The 22374-nt window shown below is 64.4% G+C and carries 18 protein-coding genes; 12 read left to right on the forward strand and 6 right to left on the reverse strand.

The features are described from left to right. Window positions 1-138: 138 nt before the first annotated feature. From AC1RCO_RS18880 to AC1RCO_RS18900, 5 genes are all read left to right on the forward strand, one after another. Entirely contained in the window at window positions 139-1512 is a 1374-nt protein-coding gene (locus AC1RCO_RS18880) for a carbohydrate porin (protein WP_011063168.1), read from the forward strand. 117 nt (window positions 1513-1629) lie between these two features. Next, the gene (locus AC1RCO_RS18885; protein WP_015636854.1) at window positions 1630-4050 is read left to right on the forward strand and encodes a glucose/quinate/shikimate family membrane-bound PQQ-dependent dehydrogenase; all 2421 of its coding nucleotides are present in this window, start codon (window positions 1630-1632) and stop codon (window positions 4048-4050) included. Between the two features lie 348 nt (window positions 4051-4398). Then, complete coding sequence (locus AC1RCO_RS18890; RefSeq protein ID WP_019093113.1) at window positions 4399-4710, forward strand: hypothetical protein; 312 nt, start codon at window positions 4399-4401, stop codon at window positions 4708-4710. A 229-nt stretch (window positions 4711-4939) separates the two neighbouring features. Further along, the gene (locus AC1RCO_RS18895; protein WP_220223212.1) at window positions 4940-5233 is read left to right on the forward strand and encodes a hypothetical protein; all 294 of its coding nucleotides are present in this window, start codon (window positions 4940-4942) and stop codon (window positions 5231-5233) included. Between the two features lie 105 nt (window positions 5234-5338). Continuing rightward, a complete protein-coding gene (locus tag AC1RCO_RS18900) occupies window positions 5339-5986 on the forward strand; it encodes a carboxypeptidase-like regulatory domain-containing protein (protein WP_026019976.1) in 648 nt (215 codons plus the stop codon). Here the strand turns inward: AC1RCO_RS18900 and AC1RCO_RS18905 are convergent. Continuing rightward, the gene (locus tag AC1RCO_RS18905; protein ID WP_053153562.1) at window positions 5964-7622 is read right to left on the reverse strand and encodes an ATP-binding response regulator; all 1659 of its coding nucleotides are present in this window, start codon (window positions 7620-7622) and stop codon (window positions 5964-5966) included. The two genes, AC1RCO_RS18900 and AC1RCO_RS18905, sit on opposite strands and share 23 nt — an antisense overlap. 145 nt (window positions 7623-7767) lie before the next feature. On the opposite strand from AC1RCO_RS18905, the gene AC1RCO_RS18910 reads away from it, so the two are divergent. Then, a complete protein-coding gene (locus tag AC1RCO_RS18910; RefSeq protein WP_015636859.1) occupies window positions 7768-8385 on the forward strand; it encodes a LuxR C-terminal-related transcriptional regulator in 618 nt (205 codons plus the stop codon). 202 nt (window positions 8386-8587) lie between these two features. Further along, window positions 8588-9019 carry a hypothetical protein gene (locus AC1RCO_RS18915; RefSeq protein WP_011063174.1) on the forward strand — a complete coding sequence of 144 codons (432 nt, stop codon included), beginning with the start codon at window positions 8588-8590 and terminating at the stop codon, window positions 9017-9019. A gap of 36 nt (window positions 9020-9055) precedes the next feature. Here the strand turns inward: AC1RCO_RS18915 and AC1RCO_RS18920 are convergent, their stop codons facing one another. Next, the gene (locus AC1RCO_RS18920; protein ID WP_015636861.1) at window positions 9056-11398 is read right to left on the reverse strand and encodes a putative bifunctional diguanylate cyclase/phosphodiesterase; all 2343 of its coding nucleotides are present in this window, start codon (window positions 11396-11398) and stop codon (window positions 9056-9058) included. A gap of 458 nt (window positions 11399-11856) precedes the next feature. Between AC1RCO_RS18920 and lon the strand changes: the two genes are divergently transcribed. The 5 genes from lon (at window position 11857) to cmoB (ending at window position 17333) form a co-directional block, all read left to right on the forward strand. Next, the gene (gene lon, locus AC1RCO_RS18925; protein ID WP_011063176.1) at window positions 11857-14277 is read left to right on the forward strand and encodes an endopeptidase La; all 2421 of its coding nucleotides are present in this window, start codon (window positions 11857-11859) and stop codon (window positions 14275-14277) included. Between the two features lie 160 nt (window positions 14278-14437). After that, window positions 14438-14830, forward strand: coding sequence for a protease inhibitor I42 family protein (locus tag AC1RCO_RS18930; protein ID WP_011063177.1), 393 nt, complete (start codon window positions 14438-14440; stop codon window positions 14828-14830). Between the two features lies 1 nt (window position 14831). After that, window positions 14832-15467: a lysoplasmalogenase gene (locus AC1RCO_RS18935; RefSeq protein WP_011063178.1), complete on the forward strand. Its 636-nt coding sequence runs from the start codon at window positions 14832-14834 to the stop codon at window positions 15465-15467. A 169-nt stretch (window positions 15468-15636) separates the two neighbouring features. Further along, entirely contained in the window at window positions 15637-16380 is a 744-nt protein-coding gene (gene cmoA / locus AC1RCO_RS18940) for a carboxy-S-adenosyl-L-methionine synthase CmoA (RefSeq protein WP_011063179.1), read from the forward strand. After that, the gene (gene cmoB, locus AC1RCO_RS18945; RefSeq protein WP_011063180.1) at window positions 16377-17333 is read left to right on the forward strand and encodes a tRNA 5-methoxyuridine(34)/uridine 5-oxyacetic acid(34) synthase CmoB; all 957 of its coding nucleotides are present in this window, start codon (window positions 16377-16379) and stop codon (window positions 17331-17333) included. The genes cmoA and cmoB overlap by 4 nt, the downstream gene beginning before the upstream one ends. Window positions 17334-17475: 142 nt before the next feature. Here cmoB and tadA read toward each other — a convergent pair whose 3' ends face one another. From tadA to ptsP, 4 genes are all read right to left on the reverse strand, one after another. After that, entirely contained in the window at window positions 17476-17964 is a 489-nt protein-coding gene (gene tadA, locus AC1RCO_RS18950; RefSeq protein WP_011063181.1) for a tRNA adenosine(34) deaminase TadA, read from the reverse strand. After that, the gene (locus AC1RCO_RS18955; RefSeq protein WP_015636864.1) at window positions 17964-19340 is read right to left on the reverse strand and encodes a multicopper oxidase family protein; all 1377 of its coding nucleotides are present in this window, start codon (window positions 19338-19340) and stop codon (window positions 17964-17966) included. The genes tadA and AC1RCO_RS18955 overlap by 1 nt, the downstream gene beginning before the upstream one ends. Before the next feature lie 198 nt (window positions 19341-19538). Beyond that, window positions 19539-19829, reverse strand: coding sequence for a PTS sugar transporter subunit IIB (locus AC1RCO_RS18960; protein WP_011063183.1), 291 nt, complete (start codon window positions 19827-19829; stop codon window positions 19539-19541). A 2-nt stretch (window positions 19830-19831) separates the two neighbouring features. Next, window positions 19832-22369 carry a phosphoenolpyruvate--protein phosphotransferase gene (gene ptsP, locus AC1RCO_RS18965; RefSeq protein ID WP_492617945.1) on the reverse strand — a complete coding sequence of 846 codons (2538 nt, stop codon included), beginning with the start codon at window positions 22367-22369 and terminating at the stop codon, window positions 19832-19834. Between the last annotated feature and the right edge of the window lie 5 nt (window positions 22370-22374).

The raw sequence follows: 22374 nt of genomic DNA on the forward strand, positions 1-22374 counted from the left end.
AGCCCCCTAATAAAGCTGAACCGTTTCATCTTTCCCTTTGAAATCAGTGGCCTGCCGTTCTCGATCAACCTGCATCGATGCTACGCGCCATGCCCTTGCTTCTGCCTATTCCTAGAAAAAGACCTTATCCGAATGCCTATGCCCACTTTTCAGCGTTTAAAAGACAGCGCTGTCCTGACTTCCGTCGCCCTGCCCAAGAGCCTGAGCCTGCTCGGCGCCCTTGGATTTGCCGCCTGCGCCCAGGCCGCACCGGCCTTCGACAGTGACTCACCGTGGATGCTCGGCGACTGGAATGGCACCCGCACGGAACTGGCCAACAAAGGCTACGACTTCAAGATCGACTACGTCGGCGAGATGGGCGCCAACCTGCACGGTGGCTACGACCACGACCGCACCGCGCGCTACAGCGACCAGTTTGCCTTCGGCAGCCACCTGGACCTGCAGAAGATCCTCGGCTGGGACGACGCCGAATTCCAACTGACGGTGACCAAGCGCGACGGCGACAACATCAGCAACGACCGGATCAACGACCCGCGGGTCGGCGGCTTCACCTCGGCCCAGGAAGTCTGGGGCCGCGGCCAGACCTGGCGCCTGACGCAAATGTGGTACCAGCAGAAATTCTTCGACCAGAAGCTCGACATCAAGGCCGGCCGCTTCGGCCAGGGCGAAGACTTCAACAGCTTTCCCTGCGACTTCCAGAACCTGGCGTTCTGCGGCTCCCAGGTGGGCAACTGGGCCGGCAGCGTCTGGTACAACTGGCCGGTCAGCCAGTGGGCCCTGCGGGTCAAATACCACCTGAACGCCGAGCTCTACGCGCAGATCGGTGCCTATGAGCAGAACCCCTCGAACCTCGATCGCGACAACGGCTTCAAGCTCAGCGGCAGCGGCACCCAGGGCACACTGCTGCCAGTGGAACTGGTGTGGACACCCAAACTCAACGGCCTGGCCGGTGAGTACCGCGCCGGCTACTACTACAGCAGCGCCAAGGCCAGCGACGTCTACAAGGATGGCAATGGCCAGCCTGCAGCCCTGACCGGCGAGGCCTACCGCAGCAGCTCCAGCAAGCACGGCCTGTGGCTGGGCGCGCAACAGCAGGTCACCAGCCAGGCCAGCGACCACTCCCGCGGCCTGAGCCTGTTCGCCAACGTCACCGCCCACGACAAGAAGACCAACGCCATCGACAACTATGTCCAGGCGGGCCTGGTCTACAAGGGGCTGTTCGATGCCCGGGCCAAGGATGACATCGGCTTTGCCCTGGCCCGGGTCCATGTCAACCCGGCGTACCGCAAGAACGCCCAGGCCAGCAACCAGGCCCGGGCGCTCTACGACTACGACAACCCGAGCTACCTGCCGCCCCAGGACACCGAATACAGCGCCGAGCTGTACTACGGCGTGCACCTGGCCAACTGGCTGACCGTGCGCCCCAACCTGCAATACATCCGCCACCCCGGCGGCGTGAGCCGGGTGGACGACGCCCTGATCGGCGGGATCAAGATCCAGAGTTCGTTCTAAGGCCGACAGGCACACAACGACGCCATTCACAGTTTTCAGCTGAACCAAGCCCGCGCCTGATCGTCATCTACAGTGAACATGCGCGGGAACACTCTAAACGTCACGGAGAACCACACTATGAGCACTGAGGGTGCTTCAAGTCCGAGCCGCTTGCTGCCAAGCCTGCTCGGGATCTTGCTGCTGCTAATGGGCCTGGCCTTGCTGGCCGGGGGGATCAAGCTGAGCATGCTCGGCGGCTCGCTGTATTACGTCCTGGCCGGTATCGGCCTGACGTTGACCGGCCTCTTGCTGCTGGCCGGTAAACGCGCAGCACTGGGCCTGTACGCCCTGGTACTGTTCGCCAGTACCGTCTGGTCGCTATGGGAAATCGGCCTGGACTGGTGGCAACTGGTGCCACGCCTGTCGCTGTGGTTCGCCCTCGGCGTGGTCCTGCTGCTGCCCTGGTTCCGTCGCCCGCTGCTGCGCGATGGCCCGGCCCCGCTGGGCACCGCTGCCCTGAGCGTGGCCGTGGTCCTGGCCGGTGGCGCCGCCATTGGCAGCCAGTTCACCAACCCCGGGGAAATCTCCGGTGACCTGGGCCGCGACACCGCGGACATGACCAGCACCGCGCCGGCCATCCCCGACGGTGAATGGCAGGCCTACGGCCGCACCGAGTTCGGCGATCGCTACTCGCCGCTGAAGCAGATCACCCCGGCCAACATCGGCAAGCTGCAGGAAGCCTGGCGCATCCGCACCGGCGACATGCCGACCGACAAGGACCCGGTGGAAATCACCAACCAGAACACCCCGCTGAAGGTCAACGGCAAGCTCTATGCCTGCACCGCCCACAGCAAGGTGCTGGCCCTGGACCCGGATACCGGCAAGGAAATCTGGCGCTTCGACCCGCAGATCCAGGGCCCCAACGGCGACGACTTCCGTGGCTGGGCACACATGACCTGCCGTGGCGTGTCGTACTACGACGAAGCCAACTTCAAGAACGCCGACGCCATCAGCCAGCCGGCCACCCTGTCCCCAGCGGGCCAGGCCATCGCTACCAGCTGCCCGCGTCGCCTGTTCCTGCCTACCGCCGATGCGCGCCTGATCGCCATCAACGCCGACACCGGCAAGGTCTGTGAAGACTTCGGCACCAAGGGCGCCGTGGACCTGAAGGCCGGTATCGGCCCATTCACCCCGGGCGGCTACTACTCCACCTCCCCGGCGGCCATCACCCGTAACCTGGTGATCATTGGCGGCCACGTGACCGACAACGAGTCGACCAACGAGCCGTCCGGCGTGATCCGCGCCTTCGACGTGCACGACGGCCACCTGGTGTGGAACTGGGATTCGGGCAACCCGGACGAGACCACTCCGCTGCCGGAAGGCAAGACCTATACCCGCAACTCGCCGAACATGTGGTCCCTGGCCAGCGTCGACGAGAAACTGGGCATGGTCTACCTGCCACTGGGCAACCAGATGCCTGACCAATGGGGCGGCAACCGCACCGCGGGCGCCGAGAAATTCAGCGCCGGCACCGTGGCCCTGGACATCGACACCGGCAAGCTGCGCTGGAACTACCAGTTCACCCACCACGACCTGTGGGACATGGACGTGGGCAGCCAGCCGACCCTGCTCGACATGAAGACTGCGGACGGCGTCAAGCCGGCGCTGATCCAGCCGACCAAGCAAGGCAGCCTGTACGTGCTGGACCGTCGCGATGGCACCCCGATCGTGCCGATCCGTGAAGTACCGGCCCCCACCGGCGCTGTCGAAGGCGACCACACCGCGCCAACCCAGGCCCGTTCGGACCTGAACCTGCTGCCGCCGCCACTGGACGAGAAAGCCATGTGGGGCGCGACGCCGTTCGACCAGATGCTGTGCCGCATCCAGTTCAAGGAACTACGCTATGAAGGCCAGTACACCCCGCCGTCGGTGCAGGGCAGCCTGATCTACCCGGGCAACGTGGGCGTGTTCAACTGGGGCAGCGTGTCCCTGGACCCGGTTCGCCAACTGCTGTTCACCAGCCCGAACTACATGGCCTTCGTTTCCAAGCTGGTGCCGCGTGCCGAAGTGGCTGCCGGGAGCAAGCGCGAAAGCGAGACCTCGGGCGTGCAACCCAACACCGGCGCGCCTTACGCGGTGATCATGCACCCGTTCATGTCGCCGCTCGGCGTACCTTGCCAGGCTCCGGCCTGGGGCTACGTGGCCGGTATCGACCTGACCACCAACAAAGTGGTGTGGAAGCACAAGAACGGCACCAGCCGTGACAGCTCGCCGATCCCGATCGGGCTGCCGATGGGCGTGCCGAGCATGGGCGGCTCCATGGTTACCGGTGGTGGCGTGGGCTTCCTCAGCGGCACCCTGGACCAGTACATCCGCGCCTATGACGTGAAGAACGGCAAGGAGCTGTGGAAGTCCCGCCTGCCAGCGGGTGGCCAGGCCACGCCGATGAGCTACACCGGCAAGGATGGCAAGCAGTATGTGCTGGTGGTCGTGGGCGGCCACGGCTCCCTGGGCACCAAGATGGGCGACTACATCATTGCCTACAAACTGTCGGAATAAGCTTTACCGGCAGGCATGAAAAAGGCGGCTACCTTCTGGTAGCCGCCTTTTTTTGTGCCGTTCGCCCTCTGCGTAGGAGCTGGCTTGCCAGCGAAGGCGCGGGCCCGGGCGCTGCATGGCTTGCGGGCCTCTTCGCCGGCGAGCCGGCTCCTACAAGGGGCTTGTCATTCCATCTTGCTCGACCGGCAGCCCTTCAAAGGAAGGTCACCGAAAATTCCTACAACTCACGTCCCATCGCATCACCTTGCCCCTCAAGGGCTCTGCCCTTAAGGTCTGGGGGGTCATTGATAACTCAGTGACAGGGGTGTGGAAGCCCCTCATATCGTCAGGCGCGCAAAGCACCAGCAAATGCCTGACCTGTTTGTAGCCTGCACTTTGGACAAAGCCGTGGAGCAATACATGCCCCTCACCAGCAACGACTACAACATCCCCGCCCTGCTGGTGGACACCCAGGCCCCGCTGGACGCTCTCCACGAAGCCGCCGCGCACCGCATCCGCGCGGCCACCCAGTTGCTGGAGAACATCGCCAGCCACGACAACCTGCAGAGCAACCCGGCCCTGCTCCAGGACTTCGCCCAGCTGTGCGTCATCCCCCTGCGCGATGGCTGCGACCTGCTGGACGTACTGGGCCGACGCCTGCAGGAACAACTGCTGACCTGACCCTGACTCCAAGACCGGCGGCGCCTCGCCGGCCCTCTCAAGCGGCCCTGTTCGCCTGCCCAGCAGTCCCGTAATTGCAAAGCGACATTAGCCCATTTGTGCTAATCGACCCTCCCCCAACCCGGGGCTATAGTGCCGGGCAACCATCTGATCTCCCCACCGTTGCCAGCCTGCGGTGTCGGGAGCGGCTGCGCCGTTGAAAACACAACAACACCAAGGAAGATTCATCATGAAACTCCAGTCCAGCCTCCGCCCCGTTGCCCTGCTCAGCCTCCTGGCACTCGCCCTGGGCGGTTGCGCCATCGCCAAACCGAGCAACGACGACCTCAAGAACCGCGCCCAGATCACCCTTGGCAAGCCGGTTTCCACGGTTTCCAACGTGCGCAGCGACGCGTCCCAGACCTACTTCACCGCCAGCACCAGTGCCGGCGAATACAATTGCGTACTGCCCAGCGGCGGCATGGTCGCCTTCGCCACCATGGGTGGAGCAGTAGCGCTGCCGGCCGAGTGCAACAAGCAATAAACCGCTAGCCCCTGGCCAACCAGATTCGCCGCGACGGGCTGCCCCGGTGTAGCAGCGGGACAGCGTCGGGCGAGCACCACTCCCTCCTGAAAAGGTCCTGAGTTGATGAAACCCCGTCTCTTCATGGTGACAGGCCTGGCCCTGCTCGCCTGTACCCTGATTGCCTGCGCGCCGCGCCAAGGGCGAACCCTGGACGAATACCCGCCAGTCAAGATTCCCACCGTGCAGTACCCCGACGAGCCCTTCGACACCCAGGCCGCGCGCGCCGCGCTGCAACCCGGCACCGCAACGCTCACCGGCAAGTTCTGTATCGTCGGCAATGACGGTATCGAAGACAGCCGCAACGTCGAGATCTATCTCTACCCGGCCACCCCGCACTTGCAGGCCTGGCACAAGTTGCGCGCGTCCCAACCCGAAGGCGCACCGGTGAGCATGGTCCCCGAGGCCCTGGCCGTGCACCGGGTGACCCGCACCGACGGCAACGGCATCTTCCAGTTCACGGGGCTGCAACCGGGCCGCTACTTCGTCCAGGGCCACGATATGGTGTACGGCACCAGCCGCTGGAACGAGTACGTGGGCACCGGCCAGAGCAACACCAACTACGGGCCGGTGACCACCCACTACTACACCGAGCGCAGTTCGATCTCTTCGTACTCGGGCATGCTGGATGACTTCGTCGAACTGGCCAGCGGCGAGAACAAGAAGCTGACCATGACCAACTACCCCCTGCTTATCCCGTGCCGGACCTGGTAACTGTCTCTGGCGCCGCAGCCCTGTGGGCAGGCACCAGCGGTGCCTCGCGCAGGGCTCGCAAGGTGCTGCGCAGTTCCACCGGCCGCACCGGCTTGGACAGGATGGCGATGTTGCGGTCGTGCAGGGCGGCGTGGATTTTCTCGATGTCGTGCCCGGTGATGATCAGCGCCGGCACTTCCCAGCCCCGCTGCTGACGGATGCTGTCGATGCATTCGATACCCGAGGCCCGGGTGCCCAGGTCATAGTCGGCGACGATAATGTCGCAATCGGTCAGCAGGTTCTCCCCGCTCGATTCGGCCTGGACCACGCAGCCCCAGCGCTCCAGCAGCGCCGAAGTGGCCAGCAGCACGTTACGGTCATCCTCCACCAGACAGACCCGCAGCCCGGTCAGCAAGCCGCTCTGCAACGCCTCGTCACGACCGTGCAAACGCTGTGGCGCGGCCAGTGACAGGCCGTGCAGGCTGACCGTGGTGCCGTGGTCGACCCGCGAACGAATCGTCACCTGCAGGTCAGTCATCTGCCCCAGGCGCTTGACGATGGACAGGCCCAGGCCGACGCCTTCGACGTCCTTGTCCCGTACCTGGCGAACCCGGTAGAACTCATCGAAGATCTTCGGCAGATGCTCCTCGGCAATCCCCCGGCCCTGGTCATAGATGACAATGGCCAGGCCTTGGCCACGCCGGCGCACGCCAATCAGCACCGGCCGTTCCGCGGCGTACTTGAAGCAATTGGACAGTACGTTCTGCACCATGGTCGCCAGCAGCCCCGGATCGACCCGCACCCAATGGGCGCAGGGCCGCAGCCGCAGTTCGACACCTGCCCAGCGCGCCGCCTCGGAATTCTGGCGCACCAGGTCGCGCAGCAGTTCGCCCAGGTGGACGGTTTCGTACTTGGGCTGCACTCGCCCGTTGTCCAGGGTGTAGAGGTCGAGGATCGAGCGGAACAGCTGCGAGACGTTGAGCAGCGAACGATCGATGTTGTCCACCAGGCGCCGCTCATCCACCCCCAGGCTGGCTTCGCGCAGGCAGGCGGTGAACAGGCCGATGGAGTGGATCGGCTGGCGCAGGTCATGGCTGGCCTGGGCCAGGAAACGGGACTTTTCCAGGTTGGCGGCAATCGCCTCTTCCGAAGCCAGGCGGGTGCGCTTGAGCAGGATGTGGGCGTACACCGGGATCACCGTGCTGGTGATCATCAGCATCAGCACCATGTAGGGCTGGGCCTGCCAATAGGGGGTCAGCAGGTAGACCATGAACAGCGCGAACAGCGCCAGCACGGTGGCGATGGCCAGGTAGCGCGAGCCGAAACGCATGCCATTGCCCAGGTTGACCCAGACCATCACCGCATAGATCGGCAGCGCCCCCTCGCCGCCTACCACCAGGCCGTAACAGGTGCCGGTGTAGTCATAGACCATGCCCAGGATGCGCCGCGCCGGGTAGTGCCCGGGCCAACGGGCAATGGCCATGCGCAGCACGATCGAACCCAGCATGAACAGGGAAATGTAGATCATCACCGGCACGTAGGGATCCACATCCTGCCCCGGCAGGAAGCCGATCACGCCAAACCAGACCAGGGCGCATCCGGCGACGATAATCCGCAGGGTGGCCTGATCGAGTTCACTGTCTTTCTCAACTTTCATGCAATCACCTCCTTGTGCAATATGCGCTGCCGTGGTCTTTTGCCGTTCGGCAAACTGGCCCATCGGACACGACCAGCGGGCAGTTACAACGCCGTGCGCCAAGTTAGCATGCCCACAGGACTGGATGTTTCAAGGAGTTTCAAACATGACATGCCGGATTATCGTCGCCGACGACCACCCGTTGTTTCGCGAAGGCATGCTGCGCACCATCCAGCGCTTGCTGCCCGATGCCGTGCTCGAAGAGGCCGGCGACCTGGCTGCGGTAATGGCCCTGGCCGAGAGCGGCGAGGAGCCGGACTCGCTGATTCTCGACCTGCGCTTTCCCGGCCTGACCTCGGTCAGCATGATTGCCGGCCTGCGCCAGCAATTGCCGCGCACCTCGATCATCGTGGTGTCGATGGTCGACAACCAGGACCTGATCGCCGAAGTCATGGCCGCCGGGGCCGACGGTTTCATCGGCAAGAGCATCAGCCCGGACGAGATCGGCCAGGCGATTCAGGCCATCCGCGAAGGCGACGTGGTGGTCAAGTACGCGCCTTCCGGCCTGCTGCTGCCCCTGGACGCCTGCGCCGAAGTGAGCCAGCTGACCACCCGGCAACAGGAAGTCCTGCGCCTGATCGCCCAGGGCAAGACCAACAAGGAAATCGCCCGAGAGCTGGATATCTCGCCGTTCACCGTGCGCATCCACGTGTCTTCCCTGCTGCATACCCTCAAGGTGCCGTCGCGCGCCGCGGCGGCGGTGAAGTTCGCCGGCACCTGGTAAACCGGGACAATCGGGGCCGCGCTATCGGGCGGCCTGCACCAGAATGCCAAGACACGGTTGGTCAGCGCGCGCCGTTAATGCTGGGAAGCCCTGCGCAAATGAGGCAGCATCGGTTCTGGCACGCCGGTATAAACGCCATGGCATTGGGCGGCACGCCAGGAACAGCGTGCTGGCGCAACCGCCCTCGCAGGAGAAAGACATCATGAGTACGGATAAGCGTGATGAGTTGTTTGAACGGTTACACCACTGGTTCGGTGACTCGGAAGCCGCCAACTGGAACGAATACACCACCGAGCAGGTGGCCAAGGGAGTCCTCCACGCCTTTACCCCGGCGCAATGGCAACGCCTCGGCGAAACCCTGCTGTCGCGCCCCGAGTACTGGCAGCACCGCTGCGCGGTGTCCCTGGGAGAGTTGCGCAGCCCGCCGGCCATCGAGCTGCTGAAACGCCTGCTGGTGGATTCGCCCTACCTGGACGTGAGGGTCATGGCGATCTATGAACTGGACTGGTCGGAAGCGGCCATCGAGCCCCGCTATGCGCCCTGCATCCTGGAAATCATGGACAACCTCAGTGAGGAAGGCATAGAGCCGGAGCTGCAAAGCCTGTTGACCAAGGCCGAGTCCGCCGCCCCCTGAGCGCGCCCCCTGGATGGCCCCTCGGCCATCCAGCTTTCAGCTCGACACCCGGGAGTTCACCAGCCAGCGCTCAAAGGCCTCGGTCGGCAACGGTCGGCTGATCAGATAGCCCTGCACCGTGTCGCAGCCCCAGCTTTCCAGCAATTTCAGGCAATGCTCATATTCCACGCCTTCGGCCACCACCTTGAGCCCCAGCTTGTGGCTCATTTCAATGGTGGAACGCACGATCACCGCATCGCCGCTGGTTTCATCCAGATTGCGGATGAACGACTGGTCGATCTTCAGTTCCTGCACCGGCAGGCGCTGCAACTGCGCCAGGGATGAATAGCCGGTACCGAAATCGTCCACCGACAGGCTGATGCCGCAGCCGCGCAAGCGTTGCAGCACGGCCAGGGCCTGCTCCGGGTCGCGCATGATGGCGCTCTCGGTGATCTCGAACACCAACTGTTCGGCTGCCACCTGATAGCCCTCAAGGTAATCGCTGACCCGTACCTCCAGGCCGTCGTCCTCCAGGTCGCTGGCCGAGATGTTCAGTGACAGGCGTACGGGCAGGGCCCGGCGGTTCCACTCCGCCAGCTGGCGGATACAGGCTTCGATGACCCAGGCGGTGAGGCTGTGCATGCTGCCGGTGCGCTCGGCCAGGGGAATGAATTCCGCCGGCGAGACCACGCCGAACACCGGGTGCTGCCAGCGCAGCAGGGCTTCGGCCTGGTGCAGGTAGTCCCGGCGCAGATCGAGCTTGGGCTGGTACAACAGGAACAGCTCACCTTCGGCGGCCGCCCGGCGCAGGTCGCGGATCAGGCTGATCTGCCGCTGGTGAGCCAGGTCTCGGTCCTGCTGGTAGACCTGCAAGTAACCGGGCTTGAGCGAAGCATCATGGCGGGCGATGGCGGCGCGGCTGATCAGTTCCTCGGCGGACTTGCCGTCGGCGGGGTACACCGCCATCCCCATGCAGATCTGCCGGCGCACCTCATCGCCCTGGATCAGTTGCGGCCGGCTGAGCAGGTCATGCAGCCGGTCAGCCATGGCCATGGCCCCGTCCAGTTCGGTGTTCTCCAGCAGCAGGAGGAATTCACTGGCGGTGATCCGGGCCGCCGTATCGCCCTGGGACAATACTTCCCGCAGGCGCCGGCTGAGCTCGCCCATCATCTGGTCCAGGCCTTCTGTGCCAAAGCCTTCGTTGATCGCCCGATAGTTGTCGATGCCCAGGTAGAGCAGCACCACATTGCGCCGGGCGGCAATGGCCTTGGTCAGGCGTTCGATGGCCAGGGCCCGGTTCGGCAGCCCGGTCAGCGGATCATGCAGAGCATTGTGGGCCAGTTGCCGTTCGCGGGTGGCAATGGCGCTCTGCATGGCGTTGAAGGCATCTGCCAGCACCCCGAACTCGTCGCTGCGCTTGATGGTTACCGGGGCCTGATAGTTACCGGCACCGATGCGTCTTGCCGCCTGGGCCAGGTCTTCCAGGGGCCGCGATACCCGCCGCGCCATCAGCAGGGCGCAGACCAGGGAGACCACCAGCGCCACCATGGCGATCCACATGAACTCCCGGTCCAGCGGGGCAAAGGCCTGCAACGCCTGCTCCAGGGGGCTTTGCAGCAAGGCCATGACCCGCGGATCGCCGGCATCCCCGGTATTGGCCAGTTGCAAGGCCTGGTTGAGGAAACGCTGGCCATGGGTCTCGCTCAACTGCGGCAGGGATTGCCACAGGGAGTCGGCCAGGACATTGATGATGGGCGACCAGAAGAACTCCGGCTGGGTGCTGAACAGCTCGCCGGGATGCTGACCATCGACCGTCAGAAACGACACTTCCAGGTTGCTCATGGAGCGCAGTTCCTGGGCAAACAGCTCATCCATGGGAAAGCCCATCACTACCCGGGCGATGGGTAGCGACTCCAGCACTTCCCCCTGGACCAGCAGATAGGGCCGGCCCTTGATTGCGACGAAGAGCATGTGGGTGTTGTGCCGCATGGCCCGGCGCAGGGCCTGGTCGTAGGGAAAGTGCTGGTCCCGGGCGATCACCGGCAGGGTGCTGGCGATGACCCGGCCCTCGGGGCTGAGCACGAACATCTCGCTGGAACGGATGCCGCCGCTATGCTGGGCCAGGGCGGCAAGGATATCCACCGGCTTCCCGCTGAGCACCGCCCGGCGAAACTCGGAATCCACCACCAGCCAGTCGACACCGTACTGCAGGTTGCGACCGCGCAAGTCCAGCAGCCGTTCGAATACCCGGGTGCCGATCTTCAGTTGCAATTGCGCCTGGCGCTCCACCGCTTGGGTAGTGGCGGTCTTGACCGCGAAATACACCGCGGCAATCAATACCAACAGCAATAGCGCCAGCACCCCGACAATCCTTGCCTGAAAGGTTCGGCGCCACTTCATAAGGCTGCTCTCAGTCGCTCCAAGTCCCAGGCGGGCCTTGAAAAGGCCGACGCGGATAACCCCTGCCGGAAGCTGAAAAATCCCTTCTTCATACCCATCCCTCTGAGAAGCTGAATGCGCGCGTCAAATAAATGCCAGCTTCATTCCGGCATTCCGGGCAATCAGATTAATCCTCAAATTACACAAGATCACGCAATAAAACAGGTGACATCGCAGTCATTTTATTGACAACCCATGTCAAACAGCCCCTTCAAGTGAGCTTGAATCCCTTCGCAAAAACCCCCAGGCATGCAGCAAGAACAGCCTAGACCGCGGCTATGCAACGCTTCTCTGCCAGGGCAAGAGGCGATGCAGCGGCATTTCCCACCGCTTCGGAAAAACGCTGAAACCAGTCCCCCATTGAAACCCGCGGCGACCTGCCCCATCTAAGCTGCATAGTCCATCGCGCAGGAGCCTCCATGAGCGACCAGCAAGAATTTCCCGAAGATCCACGTGACTACGTCGATCCGGAAAACACCGAACACCAGGCTGCCCATGGCACCGGCCTGGCCCTGCCCGGACAGAATCTGCCGGACAAGGTCTACATCATCCCGATTCACAATCGTCCCTTCTTTCCTGCGCAAGTATTGCCGGTCATCGTCAATGAAGAGCCCTGGGCCGAAACCCTGGAACTGGTGAGCAAATCCGAGCATCACTCCCTTGCCCTGTTTTTCATGGACACCCCGCAGGAGGACCCGCGGCACTTCGATACCTCCGCGCTGCCGGAGTACGGCACCCTGGTCAAGGTCCATCACGCCAGCCGTGAAAACGGCAAGCTGCAGTTCGTTGCCCAGGGCCTGACCCGGGTGCGCATCCGCACCTGGCTCAAGCACCATCGTCCGCCCTACCTGGTGGAGGTCGAGTACCCCCATCAGCCCAGCGAGCCCACCGACGAGGTCAAGGCCTACGGCATGGCGCTGATCAATGCGATCAAGGAGTTGCTGCCGCTCAACCCGCTGTACAGCGAAGAGCTGAAGAACTACCTCAACCGCTTCAGCCCCAACGATCCGTCGCCCCTGACCGACTTCGCCGCCGCCCTGACCTCCGCCACCGGCAACGAACTGCAGGAAGTGCTGGACTGCGTACCCATGCTCAAGCGCATGGAAAAAGTCCTGCCGATGCTGCGCAAGGAAGTCGAAGTGGCGCGCCTGCAGAAAGAGATTTCCGCCGAGGTCAACCGCAAGATCGGCGAGCACCAGCGCGAGTTCTTCCTCAAGGAGCAGCTCAAGGTGATCCAGCAGGAGCTGGGGTTGACCAAGGATGACCGCAGCGCCGACCTGGAGCAGTTCGAACAGCGCCTGACTGGCAAAGTGCTGCCGCCCCAGGCGCAGAAACGCATCGACGAGGAAATGAACAAGCTGTCGATCCTGGAGACCGGCTCGCCGGAATATGCGGTTACCCGCAACTACCTGGAATGGGCCACGGCCGTGCCCTGGGGTGTCTTCGGCGACGACAAGCTCGACCTCAAGCACGCGCGCAAGGTGCTGGACAAGCACCACGCCGGGCTCGACGACATCAAGAACCGTATCCTCGAATTCCTCGCGGTGGGCGCCTACAAGGGCGAGATCAGCGGCTCCATCGTGCTGCTGGTAGGCCCACCCGGTGTCGGCAAGACCAGCGTCGGCAAATCCATCGCCGAATCCCTGGGGCGGCCGTTCTACCGCTTCAGCGTCGGCGGCATGCGTGATGAAGCCGAGATCAAGGGCCACCGCCGCACCTACATCGGCGCCCAGCCGGGCAAGCTGGTGCAGGCCCTCAAGGAAGTGGAGGTGATGAACCCGGTGATCATGCTCGACGAGATCGACAAGATGGGCCAGAGCTACCAGGGCGACCCGGCCTCGGCCCTCCTGGAGACCCTGGACCCGGAGCAGAACGTCGACTTCCTCGATCATTACCTGGACCTGCGCATGGACCTGTCCAAGGTCCTGTTCGTGTGCACTGCCAACACCCTGGATTCGATTCCCGGCCCGCTGCTGGACCGTATGGAAGTGATTCGCCTGTCCGGCTACATCACCGAAGAAAAACTGGCCATCGCCAAACGCCACCTGTGGCCCAAGCAGCTGGAAAAGGCCGGTGTCGCCAAGACCAGCCTGAGCATCAGCGACAGCGCCCTGCGCACGGTGATCGATGGCTACGCCCGGGAAGCCGGGGTGCGCCAGCTGGAGAAACAACTGGGCAAGCTGGTACGCAAGGCCGTGGTCAAGCTGCTGGACGAGCCGGACGCCACGATCAAGATCGCGCCCAAGGACCTGGAGGCTTCCCTGGGCATGCCGGTGTTCCGTAACGAGCAGGTCCTGAGCGGCACCGGGGTCATCACCGGCCTGGCCTGGACCAGCATGGGCGGCGCCACCCTGCCTATCGAGGCCACGCGCATTCACACCCACAACCGCGGCTTCAAGCTCACCGGGCAACTGGGGGATGTGATGAAGGAATCGGCGGAGATCGCCTACAGCTACGTCAGCTCGCACCTCAAGCAATTCGGCGGCGACAGCAAGTTCTTCGACGAAGCCTTCGTCCACCTGCACGTTCCCGAAGGCGCCACCCCCAAGGACGGCCCCAGTGCCGGGGTGACCATGGCCAGCGCCCTGCTGTCCCTGGCGCGCAACCAGCCGCCGAAGAAAGGCGTGGCCATGACCGGCGAGCTGACCCTCACCGGCCACGTGCTGCCCATTGGCGGGGTGCGCGAGAAAGTCATCGCCGCGCGGCGCCAGAAGATCCACGAGCTGATCCTGCCGGAGCCCAACCGCGGGCATTTCGAAGAACTGCCGGACTACCTCAAGGAAGGCATCACCGTGCATTTTGCCAAGCGTTTTGCCGACGTGGCCAAAGTACTGTTCTAACCCCTTTCGCCGGCAAGCCGGCTCCTGCAGGGCCCCCCTCGCAGGAGCCGGCTTGCCGGCGAACAGGCCATAACCGCCAACCTTTATTCCCCTCCCCACACCGCCCATCATCTTCAGTTATGCTCGCCGTTCGTCATGAATGATCGGAGCTTCCTGACCCATGCCCACACCCCGCCTTCTTGCCCTGCTCAGCCTCGCCCTGCTGACCGCTTGCGCCAGCCAGCCCAAGCAGAACGTCACCGTTGAAAACCAGAGTGAATGCCCGCTGCAACTGCACAATGGGCAGAACCTGATCCTCACCCTGCCAAGCAACCCCACCACCGGTTATCGCTGGGCGATCCAGGATTCGGCCGGCGGCATCCTGCGCAAGGTCAGCCCCGAGGTCTACAGCAACCCCGAAGACACCGGCCTGGTGGGCAGTGGCGGGCAGTCGACCTGGCGCTTCCAGGCCTTCGCCAGCGGCCAGGGCCGGCTGCTGCTGACCTACCAGCAACCCTGGGCACCGGAAGAGGCCCCGGTGAAGGCCTTCGACTGCTCGATCACGGTGAACTGACATGGGCTGGCTGATACTGGCGCTGATGGGCGCCGCGACCTTCCTCTACGGCGTCAGCGTGCATGCCACCCTGCTCTGCCTGCTGGTCAAGCCACTGCCGGTGCTGGCCCTGCTGGGCTGGCTGCACGATGCACCGCCCGGGGACTACCGGCGCTGGATCATCATCGGCCTGCTGTTCTCGGTGCTGGGGGATGTCCTGCTGGCCTGGCCCACGGACCTGTTCGTGTTCGGTCTCGGAGCCTTCCTGGTGGCACACCTGGCCTACCTCAAGGCTTATCTCAGCGACTGCCGGCGCCCGGCGCTGCTGCCCTTGCTGGTGGCACTGGCCATTGGCGCGGTGCTGTTGAGCATCCTGATCTCCCACGGCCTGGGGCCGTTGCTGGTGCCGGTGATCGTCTACGCCCTGACCATCAGCGCCATGCTCTGGCGCGCCTTGGCACGCCTCGGCTCAGCGGTGCCCACGCGGTCCGCGGTACTGGCAGCGCTGGGCGCCCTGAGCTTTGCCTTCTCCGACAGCCTGATCGGCATCAGCCGCTTCGTGCTGGCCTTCGACGCCGCGCCCTACCTGATCATCATTTTCTACTGGCTGGGCCAGTGGGGCATTGCCGCTTCGGCGTTCAGCCAGAAGCCACGCTGAGCCGCCTGCGCCGACAGGCCGGTCCCTACTCTCCGTAGGAGCCGGCTTGCCGGCGAAAGGACCCCACCTTGCGTCGCCCTTGCGCCCCTGAAGGCCCTGCGGGCCTTATCGCAGCCTGCGGCAGCGGCTACAATGCCGCCCTCTTTTTATCTCCATCGCCGGAACCGCCGTGAGCAAAGAACCCGACCGCCTTTTCGCCCAGCCACTGGCCCAGGTGCCCGACTTCGCCTTCAACGAGGATGTGGTGCGGGTGTTCCCGGACATGATCAAGCGCTCGGTGCCGGGTTACCCGACCATTGTCGAGAACCTCGGGGTGCTGGCGGCGCAGTTCGCCCAGCCCAACAGCGTGCTCTACGACCTGGGCTCTTCCCTGGGGGCAGTGACCCAGGCCCTGCGCCGCCATGTGCGCACGGATGGCTGCCGGGTCATCGCGGTGGACAACTCCGCAGCCATGGTCGAACGGTGCCGGGAATACCTCAACGGCCAGGATTCGATGTTCCAGGAGCTGCTGCCGGTGCAGGTGATCGAGGGCGATATCCTGGCCCTGGAATTCCAGCCGGCCTCGGTGGTGGCCCTGAACTTCACCCTGCAGTTCATCGCCCCCGAGCAGCGTCTGGCCCTGCTCGGGCGCATCCGCCAGTCGCTGCTACCCGGTGGCGCGCTGATCCTCTCGGAGAAGCTGCGCTTCAACGATGACCAGGAACACGCCCTGCTCACCGACCTGCACATCGCCTTCAAGCGCGCCAACGGCTACAGCGAACTGGAAATCGCCCAGAAGCGCAGTGCCATCGAAAACGTCATGAAGCCCGACAGCCTCGAAGAACACCGCGAACGCCTGCTGGCTGCCGGGTTCTCGAAAGTCGTGCCGTGGTTCCAATGCCTTAACTTTGCCTCGTTGATTGCCCTGCCATGATTGATCTGTCCCCCCTCGCTCGCCGTCTGGCGGGTACGCCCCTGGCCACCTGGGCCAATGGGCTGCAAGCCCAGCTCGACGCCAAGATGGAAAAAGGCCATGGCGACCTGGAGCGCTGGCAAAGCGCCCTGGATGCATTGCCGAAGATCCAGCCCAGCGAAATCGACCTGATCAATGGCCTGCGCCTGGACACCGACTGCGACGACGCCACTCGGGCGCAGATGCGCACCGCACTGATGGGCCTGTCGCCGTGGCGCAAGGGCCCGTTCGACCTGTTCGGCGTGCACGTGGACACCGAATGGCGTTCGGACTGGAAGTGGTCGCGGGTCGCCCCGCACCTGAACCTTGAGGGCAAGCGCATCCTCGATGTCGGCTGCGGCAATGGCTACTACATGTGGCGCATGCTTGGCGCCGGCGCCCACAGCGTGATCGGCGTCGACCCCAACTGGCTGTTCTTCTGCCAGTTCCAGGCGGTGCAGCGTTACTTGTCGGAGCCTTCAGTGTGGCACCTACCGTTCCCCTTCGAAGACCTGCCGGCCAATCTGGAAGGCTTCGACACGGTGTTCTCCATGGGGGTGTTCTACCACCGCCGTTCGCCCATCGAGCACCTGCTGGCGCTCAAGGACTGCCTGGTCAAGGGCGGTGAACTGGTGTTGGAAACCCTGGTGGTGGAAGGCGACCAGCATCAGGTGCTGGTACCGGAAGATCGCTACGCGCAGATGCGCAACGTATGGTTCCTGCCGTCCGTACCGGCCCTGGAACTGTGGCTGCGACGGGCCGGTTTCAGCGATGTGCGTTGCGTGGATGTGAGCGTGACCAGCATCGAGGAACAGCGCGGCACCGAGTGGATGAAGTATCAGTCCCTGAGCGACTTCCTGGACCCCAACGACCACAGCAAGACCATCGAAGGCCTGCCGGCGCCGATGCGTGCGGTGATAGTCGCCAAGAAATAACCCCGCCTTCCCCCGCAGGAGCTGGCCGGGCGGCGTTCCGCTTGCCAGCGAAGGCGCCCGCCAGAGCGGCGCAAGGCTCAAGGGCCTCTTCGCCGGCAAGCCGGCTCCTACGGTTTTGTGTAGGCCGCGAACCGGTTTGAGATCAGCGCGCTCTACGCGCCTTGAAGAATTCGCTCAGCACCGTGCCGCACTCCTCGGCCAGCACCCCGCCCTCGTACAGCACCCGATGGTTGAGAAACCCCTGGGTGAAGAACTGCCCCTGGCTCTGCACAATGCCGGCCTTGGGTTCCAGTGCGCCGTACACCACCCGGGCAATGCGCGAATGGACGATCAGCCCGGCGCACATGCTGCAAGGCTCCAGGGTCACGTACAGGGTGCTGCCGGGCAGGCGATAGTTGCTCACCGCCTGGGCCGCTTCGCGGATCGCCACCATCTCGGCGTGGGCGCTGGGATCGCTGCCGCTGATGGGGCAGTTGTAGCCACGGCCGATGACCTGCCCATCCAGCACCAGCACCGCGCCAACCGGCACCTCGCCCAGGGCAGCGCCCTGCGCGGCCAGGGCCAGGGCTTCACGCATGAAGTCCTGGTCGCGGCTGCGGTCGATGATCGGCGCCGGGCGTATCTGGCGCATCACACCACCTCGATGGCGGCCATCAGGCCGGTTTCCATGTGGTCGATCACGTGGCAGTGGAACATCCAGACCCCCGGGTTATCCGCCACCAGGGCGACCCGGGCACGCTCGTTCTTGCCCAGCAGGTAGGTGTCGGTGAAGTAGGGGGTGATTTTCTTGCGGTTCGAGGCGATGACCTTGAAGCTCATGCCGTGCAAGTGGATCGGGTGCTGGTACTGGGTCATGTTCTTCAATTCGAAAATGTAGCTCTTGCCCTTTTTCAGGGTGGCAATCGGGCGGTCGGCACAGGTCTTGTCGGTGATGTCCCAGGCCTGACCGTTGATCTGCCACAGGCTTGGCGGCTTGCCATTGTCCACGTTCACCGAGACCGAGCCAACCCATTCGAAATTGAAGTTGAGCTTCTCGGCGTTGTCGAGATCCGGCTCGGCCACGGGGTTGGCCGGCAAGGCAGCGGGCCACTGGGTGGGCGCGTCGTTGTTGGCCACCGAGCGCAAAGTGCCCAGGCGCACCGGTCCGTTGCGCAGGGACAACTCCACACCGGCCGCCGGCGCCTTGATCGCCAGGCAGATGCGCATGCCCGGGCCCAGCCAGTATTCCTTGCCCAAGGGGCGCGGCTCGATGGGGTTGCCGTCCAGAGCGTAGATCTGCGCTTCGACATCCGGGATGTTGATGCGGTAGGTCAGGGTGTTATCCAGGTTCAGCAGGCGCACCCGGGTGATCTGCCCGGCCGGCAGGTCGATCACTGCCTGGGACACACCGTTGATGGTGGACAGGCGCCCGGCCGTACCACCGCGCGCCGCCTCCCGAGGGATGCTGAAGGGCATGAACGCGCCCTCTTCATCCACGTGCCAGCTTTTCAGGCTCAGGGTGCGCTCGTACTTGAAGCCGGTGGGTTCGCGTTCTTCGATGATCAGCGGGCCCACCAGGCCGCGACCCAGTTCTTCACTGCTGTTCACATGGGGGTGATACCAGTAGCTGCCGGCATCCGGTACGCGGAACTTGTAATCGAAGTATTCGCCGGGCAGCACCGGCAGTTGCGAGACGTAAGGCACGCCGTCCATTTCCAGGGGCAGGCGGATGCCGTGCCAGTGGATGGTGGTGGCCACGGGCAGGTGGTTGATGAAGCGTACCCGCAGCCATTCGCCCTGGCGCACCCGCAGTTCGGTACCCGGCGCTGAAGGGCCGAAGGCCCAGGCCTCGGTCTTGTGCCCAGGCACCAGCTCCACGTCCAGTGGCGCGGCGATCAGCTCGTAATCGTGCCCCGCCTCGGCGTCAGCCATCTTTCCCAGCCAATAACGCGATGCGCCGCCCGCCCCCACGCCCACCACTACCAGACCGGCCAGACCACCGAGTATTTGTCGACGGGTAAAGGACATGGACTCAACTACCTCACGTATCAGCCGCGGGCCCAGGCCCGCAAAAGGCGAATACGATACACCCGCAGTTGAGAAACAGTAAGGCCGGCGCGGCGACGGGACGCAGGCGAGACGGGGAAACGATGGGTGTTTTCGAGAGTCTGCTCGCTGGCAAGCCCGTTGCTCTTGCAGGAGCCGGCTGGCCGGCGAACAGCCCCCTCAGCCCTGCAATCCCAGCAGCAGATGCACCACGCCACCGGCCAGGGGCATCACCGCCGGTACCCCCGCCACGCGCAAGGCGCTGCTGTCCAGCAGTTGCGGATCATGCAGCTCAAGGCGCAGGCGGGTCAGGGCCAGGGGTTGCTGGCTCTTGATGTTGGCGCTGCCACCCAGCGCCGCCAGCATTGCGTCATTCAGAACATTGCCGTTGGCCCTGGGGGCCTTCGGCTGATCAGGGATCAGATCCGGGGTCAGGGCTTTCCAGAACGCGCGTTGCAATTTCTCGAACATTTTCAGTTCTCCAGAACCAGTGAATCGGCTGCGACTTGCTGCTTGTGCAGGTATTCACGTACCTGAACCGCGTCCTCCAGATCGATGATCCGAGCTGCCAGCGCCTGGCATTCGCTCAGATCCAGCTCGCGTACCCGGGCCTTGATGGCCGGAATCAACGGCACGCTCACCGACAGTTCGTCCACCCCCAGGCCCAGCAACAGCGGCACTGCCAGGGTTTCGGACGCCAGTGCACCACAGACTCCGACCCACTTGCCGTGGGCATGGGCGGCCTGCACCGTTCGCGCGATCAGGCGCAGCACCGACGGGTGGAAGCTGTCGGCCTGACTGGCCAGGCGCGGATGATCACGGTCCATGGCCAGGGTGTACTGGGTCAGGTCGTTGGTGCCGATGGAGAAGAAATCCACCTCCGGAGCAAAGCGGTCTGCCATCAGGGCCGCCGAAGGCACCTCGATCATGATGCCCAACTTGGGCCTTTCCGCCAGGCCCAGGGCCCGAACCTCGTCATCCAGTAGCTGCCGCGCCTGACGCAGCTCCGCCAGCTGGCTGACCATGGGCAACATGATGTGCAGGCGTGCCTGCCCGGCGCTGGCGAGAATCGCCCGGAACTGCTCCCGCAGCAGTTCGGGGCGCTCCAGGCACAGGCGGATGCCCCGCAGGCCGAGAAAGGGGTTGGCTTCACTGTCCATGGGCACATAGGCCAGGGGCTTGTCGCCGCCCACGTCCAGGGTGCGCACCACCAGATTGCGCTCAGGGCCCAGGGCCTGGGCGATGGCCCGATAGGTTTCAGCCTGCTCCTCCAGGCTGGGGGCGTGGCTGCGGTCCTGGTAGAGGAACTCCGAACGCAACAGGCCGACGCCTTCGCCTCCCAGGCTCATGGCCTGCTCGGCCTCCGCCAGAGAGGCAATGTTGGCCGTGACCTCCAGATGATGACCATCGCGGGTCACCGCCGGTTGCGCCGCCTGGGCCAGGTCCTGACGCTGGCGCAGGCGTTGCTGCTGACGCAGGGACTCCAGTTGCTGCAAGCGTTGCGGGTCAGGGTCCGTATGCAGTTCTCCGCGATCGGCATCCAGCAGCACCCGGGTGCCGTTGGCCAGGGACAGGACCCGGGGGGACAGCCCACAGATCGCCGGCAGGCCCAGGGCTCGGGCGAGAATCGCCACGTGACTGGTGGCGCCGCCGCCGACGGTGGCAAACCCCAGCACCTTGGCCGTGTCCAGGCTGGCGGTCTGCGAGGGGGTCAGTTGCTCGGCAATCAGAATGGCCTGGTCCGGCAAGCTCACGGCATGCTCTTGCACCCCGAGAATCAGCTTGAGCACCCGTTGGCCGACGTCCGCCAGATCCACCGCGCGTTCAGCCAGCAGCGTGCTGCCCAGGCCCTTGAACAGCTCGGCGGTAACCTCGATGGCACTGTTCCAGGCAAAGGCGGCGCTCTTGCCGGTGACGATCAGGGCTTCGGTTTGCTGCAACAGGCTCGGGTCGTCGAGGAGCTCCTGGTGGGCACGGAAGATTTCCTGCTGTGCTTCACCCGGGGCATTGTCCCGCAGCTGTTGCAGGCCCCGCACCGCCTCTCGCAAGGCCCGCTCAAGGACTTCACGCTCCTGCTGCGGGTTTGCCGCCCACTCGCTTATCTGCAGGCGCTGCTCAGCCACCTGGACCACCTGGCCGACCGCCGAACCCGGTGACGCACAGACACCCCGCAGAACCGTCTCCAACGACTCATCCCGCGCCGCTACTGGCTCAGGACTCGGCGCCGCAGCACTGACTTTCTCGCCACAACCCGAGGCCAGCAGCTCCACCAGAACCTGGATCGCCCGATCGGCATCCGCACCCGCAGCACTGACCTGCAAGACATCGCCCTGCACCGTCTGCAACGCCATGATCGACACCAGGGACTTGGCATTGGCCGAGTCCTGGCGCCGGTGCAGGCAGATATTCGCGGCAAAGCCCTTGGCGGCCTGGGCCAGCAACGCCGCCGGACGTGCGTGCAGCCCCTGGGGGTTGCCCAGGATCAGCGGTTTGGAAAACAGCGCCTCTGCTTCAGCGCCCTCGACCTTGGCCCCTTCCTCTGCGCAGGCGGGCTCGATCTGCAACACCGGCTGTCCCAGCTCCACCAGCAGGCTGCCGGACACCAGCCCCATCACCGCCTCGCCACTGACCACCAGCATCAGGGTCAACAGGCTGCGCGCGTGCCGGGCCAGATAATCAGCATCGAACTCGATCAGCGGCTGGCCTGCCGAGACCTGCTGACCCTCCTCGACCAGACAGGTGAAGCCCTTGCCCGCCAGGTTCACCGTGTCCAGCCCGATGTGCATCAGCACCTGCTGGCCCTGTTCACCAGTGATGCTCACCGCATGGCCGCTGTGCTGCAGGTTGCTGACCACCCCGGACAGAGGTGCGCAGAGGGTCTGGGAAGTCGGGTCGATGCACACGCCGTCGCCGATCACCCGGCTGGAAAACACCGGGTCCGGAACCTGGTCCAGGGGCAGCAGCACCCCGGACAGGGGCGCGAGCAATTGCAAGGGTTGGGTTATGGCCATGACGT

The sequence above is a fragment of the Pseudomonas sp. GW823-FHT03E05 genome, from assembly GCF_058796855.1.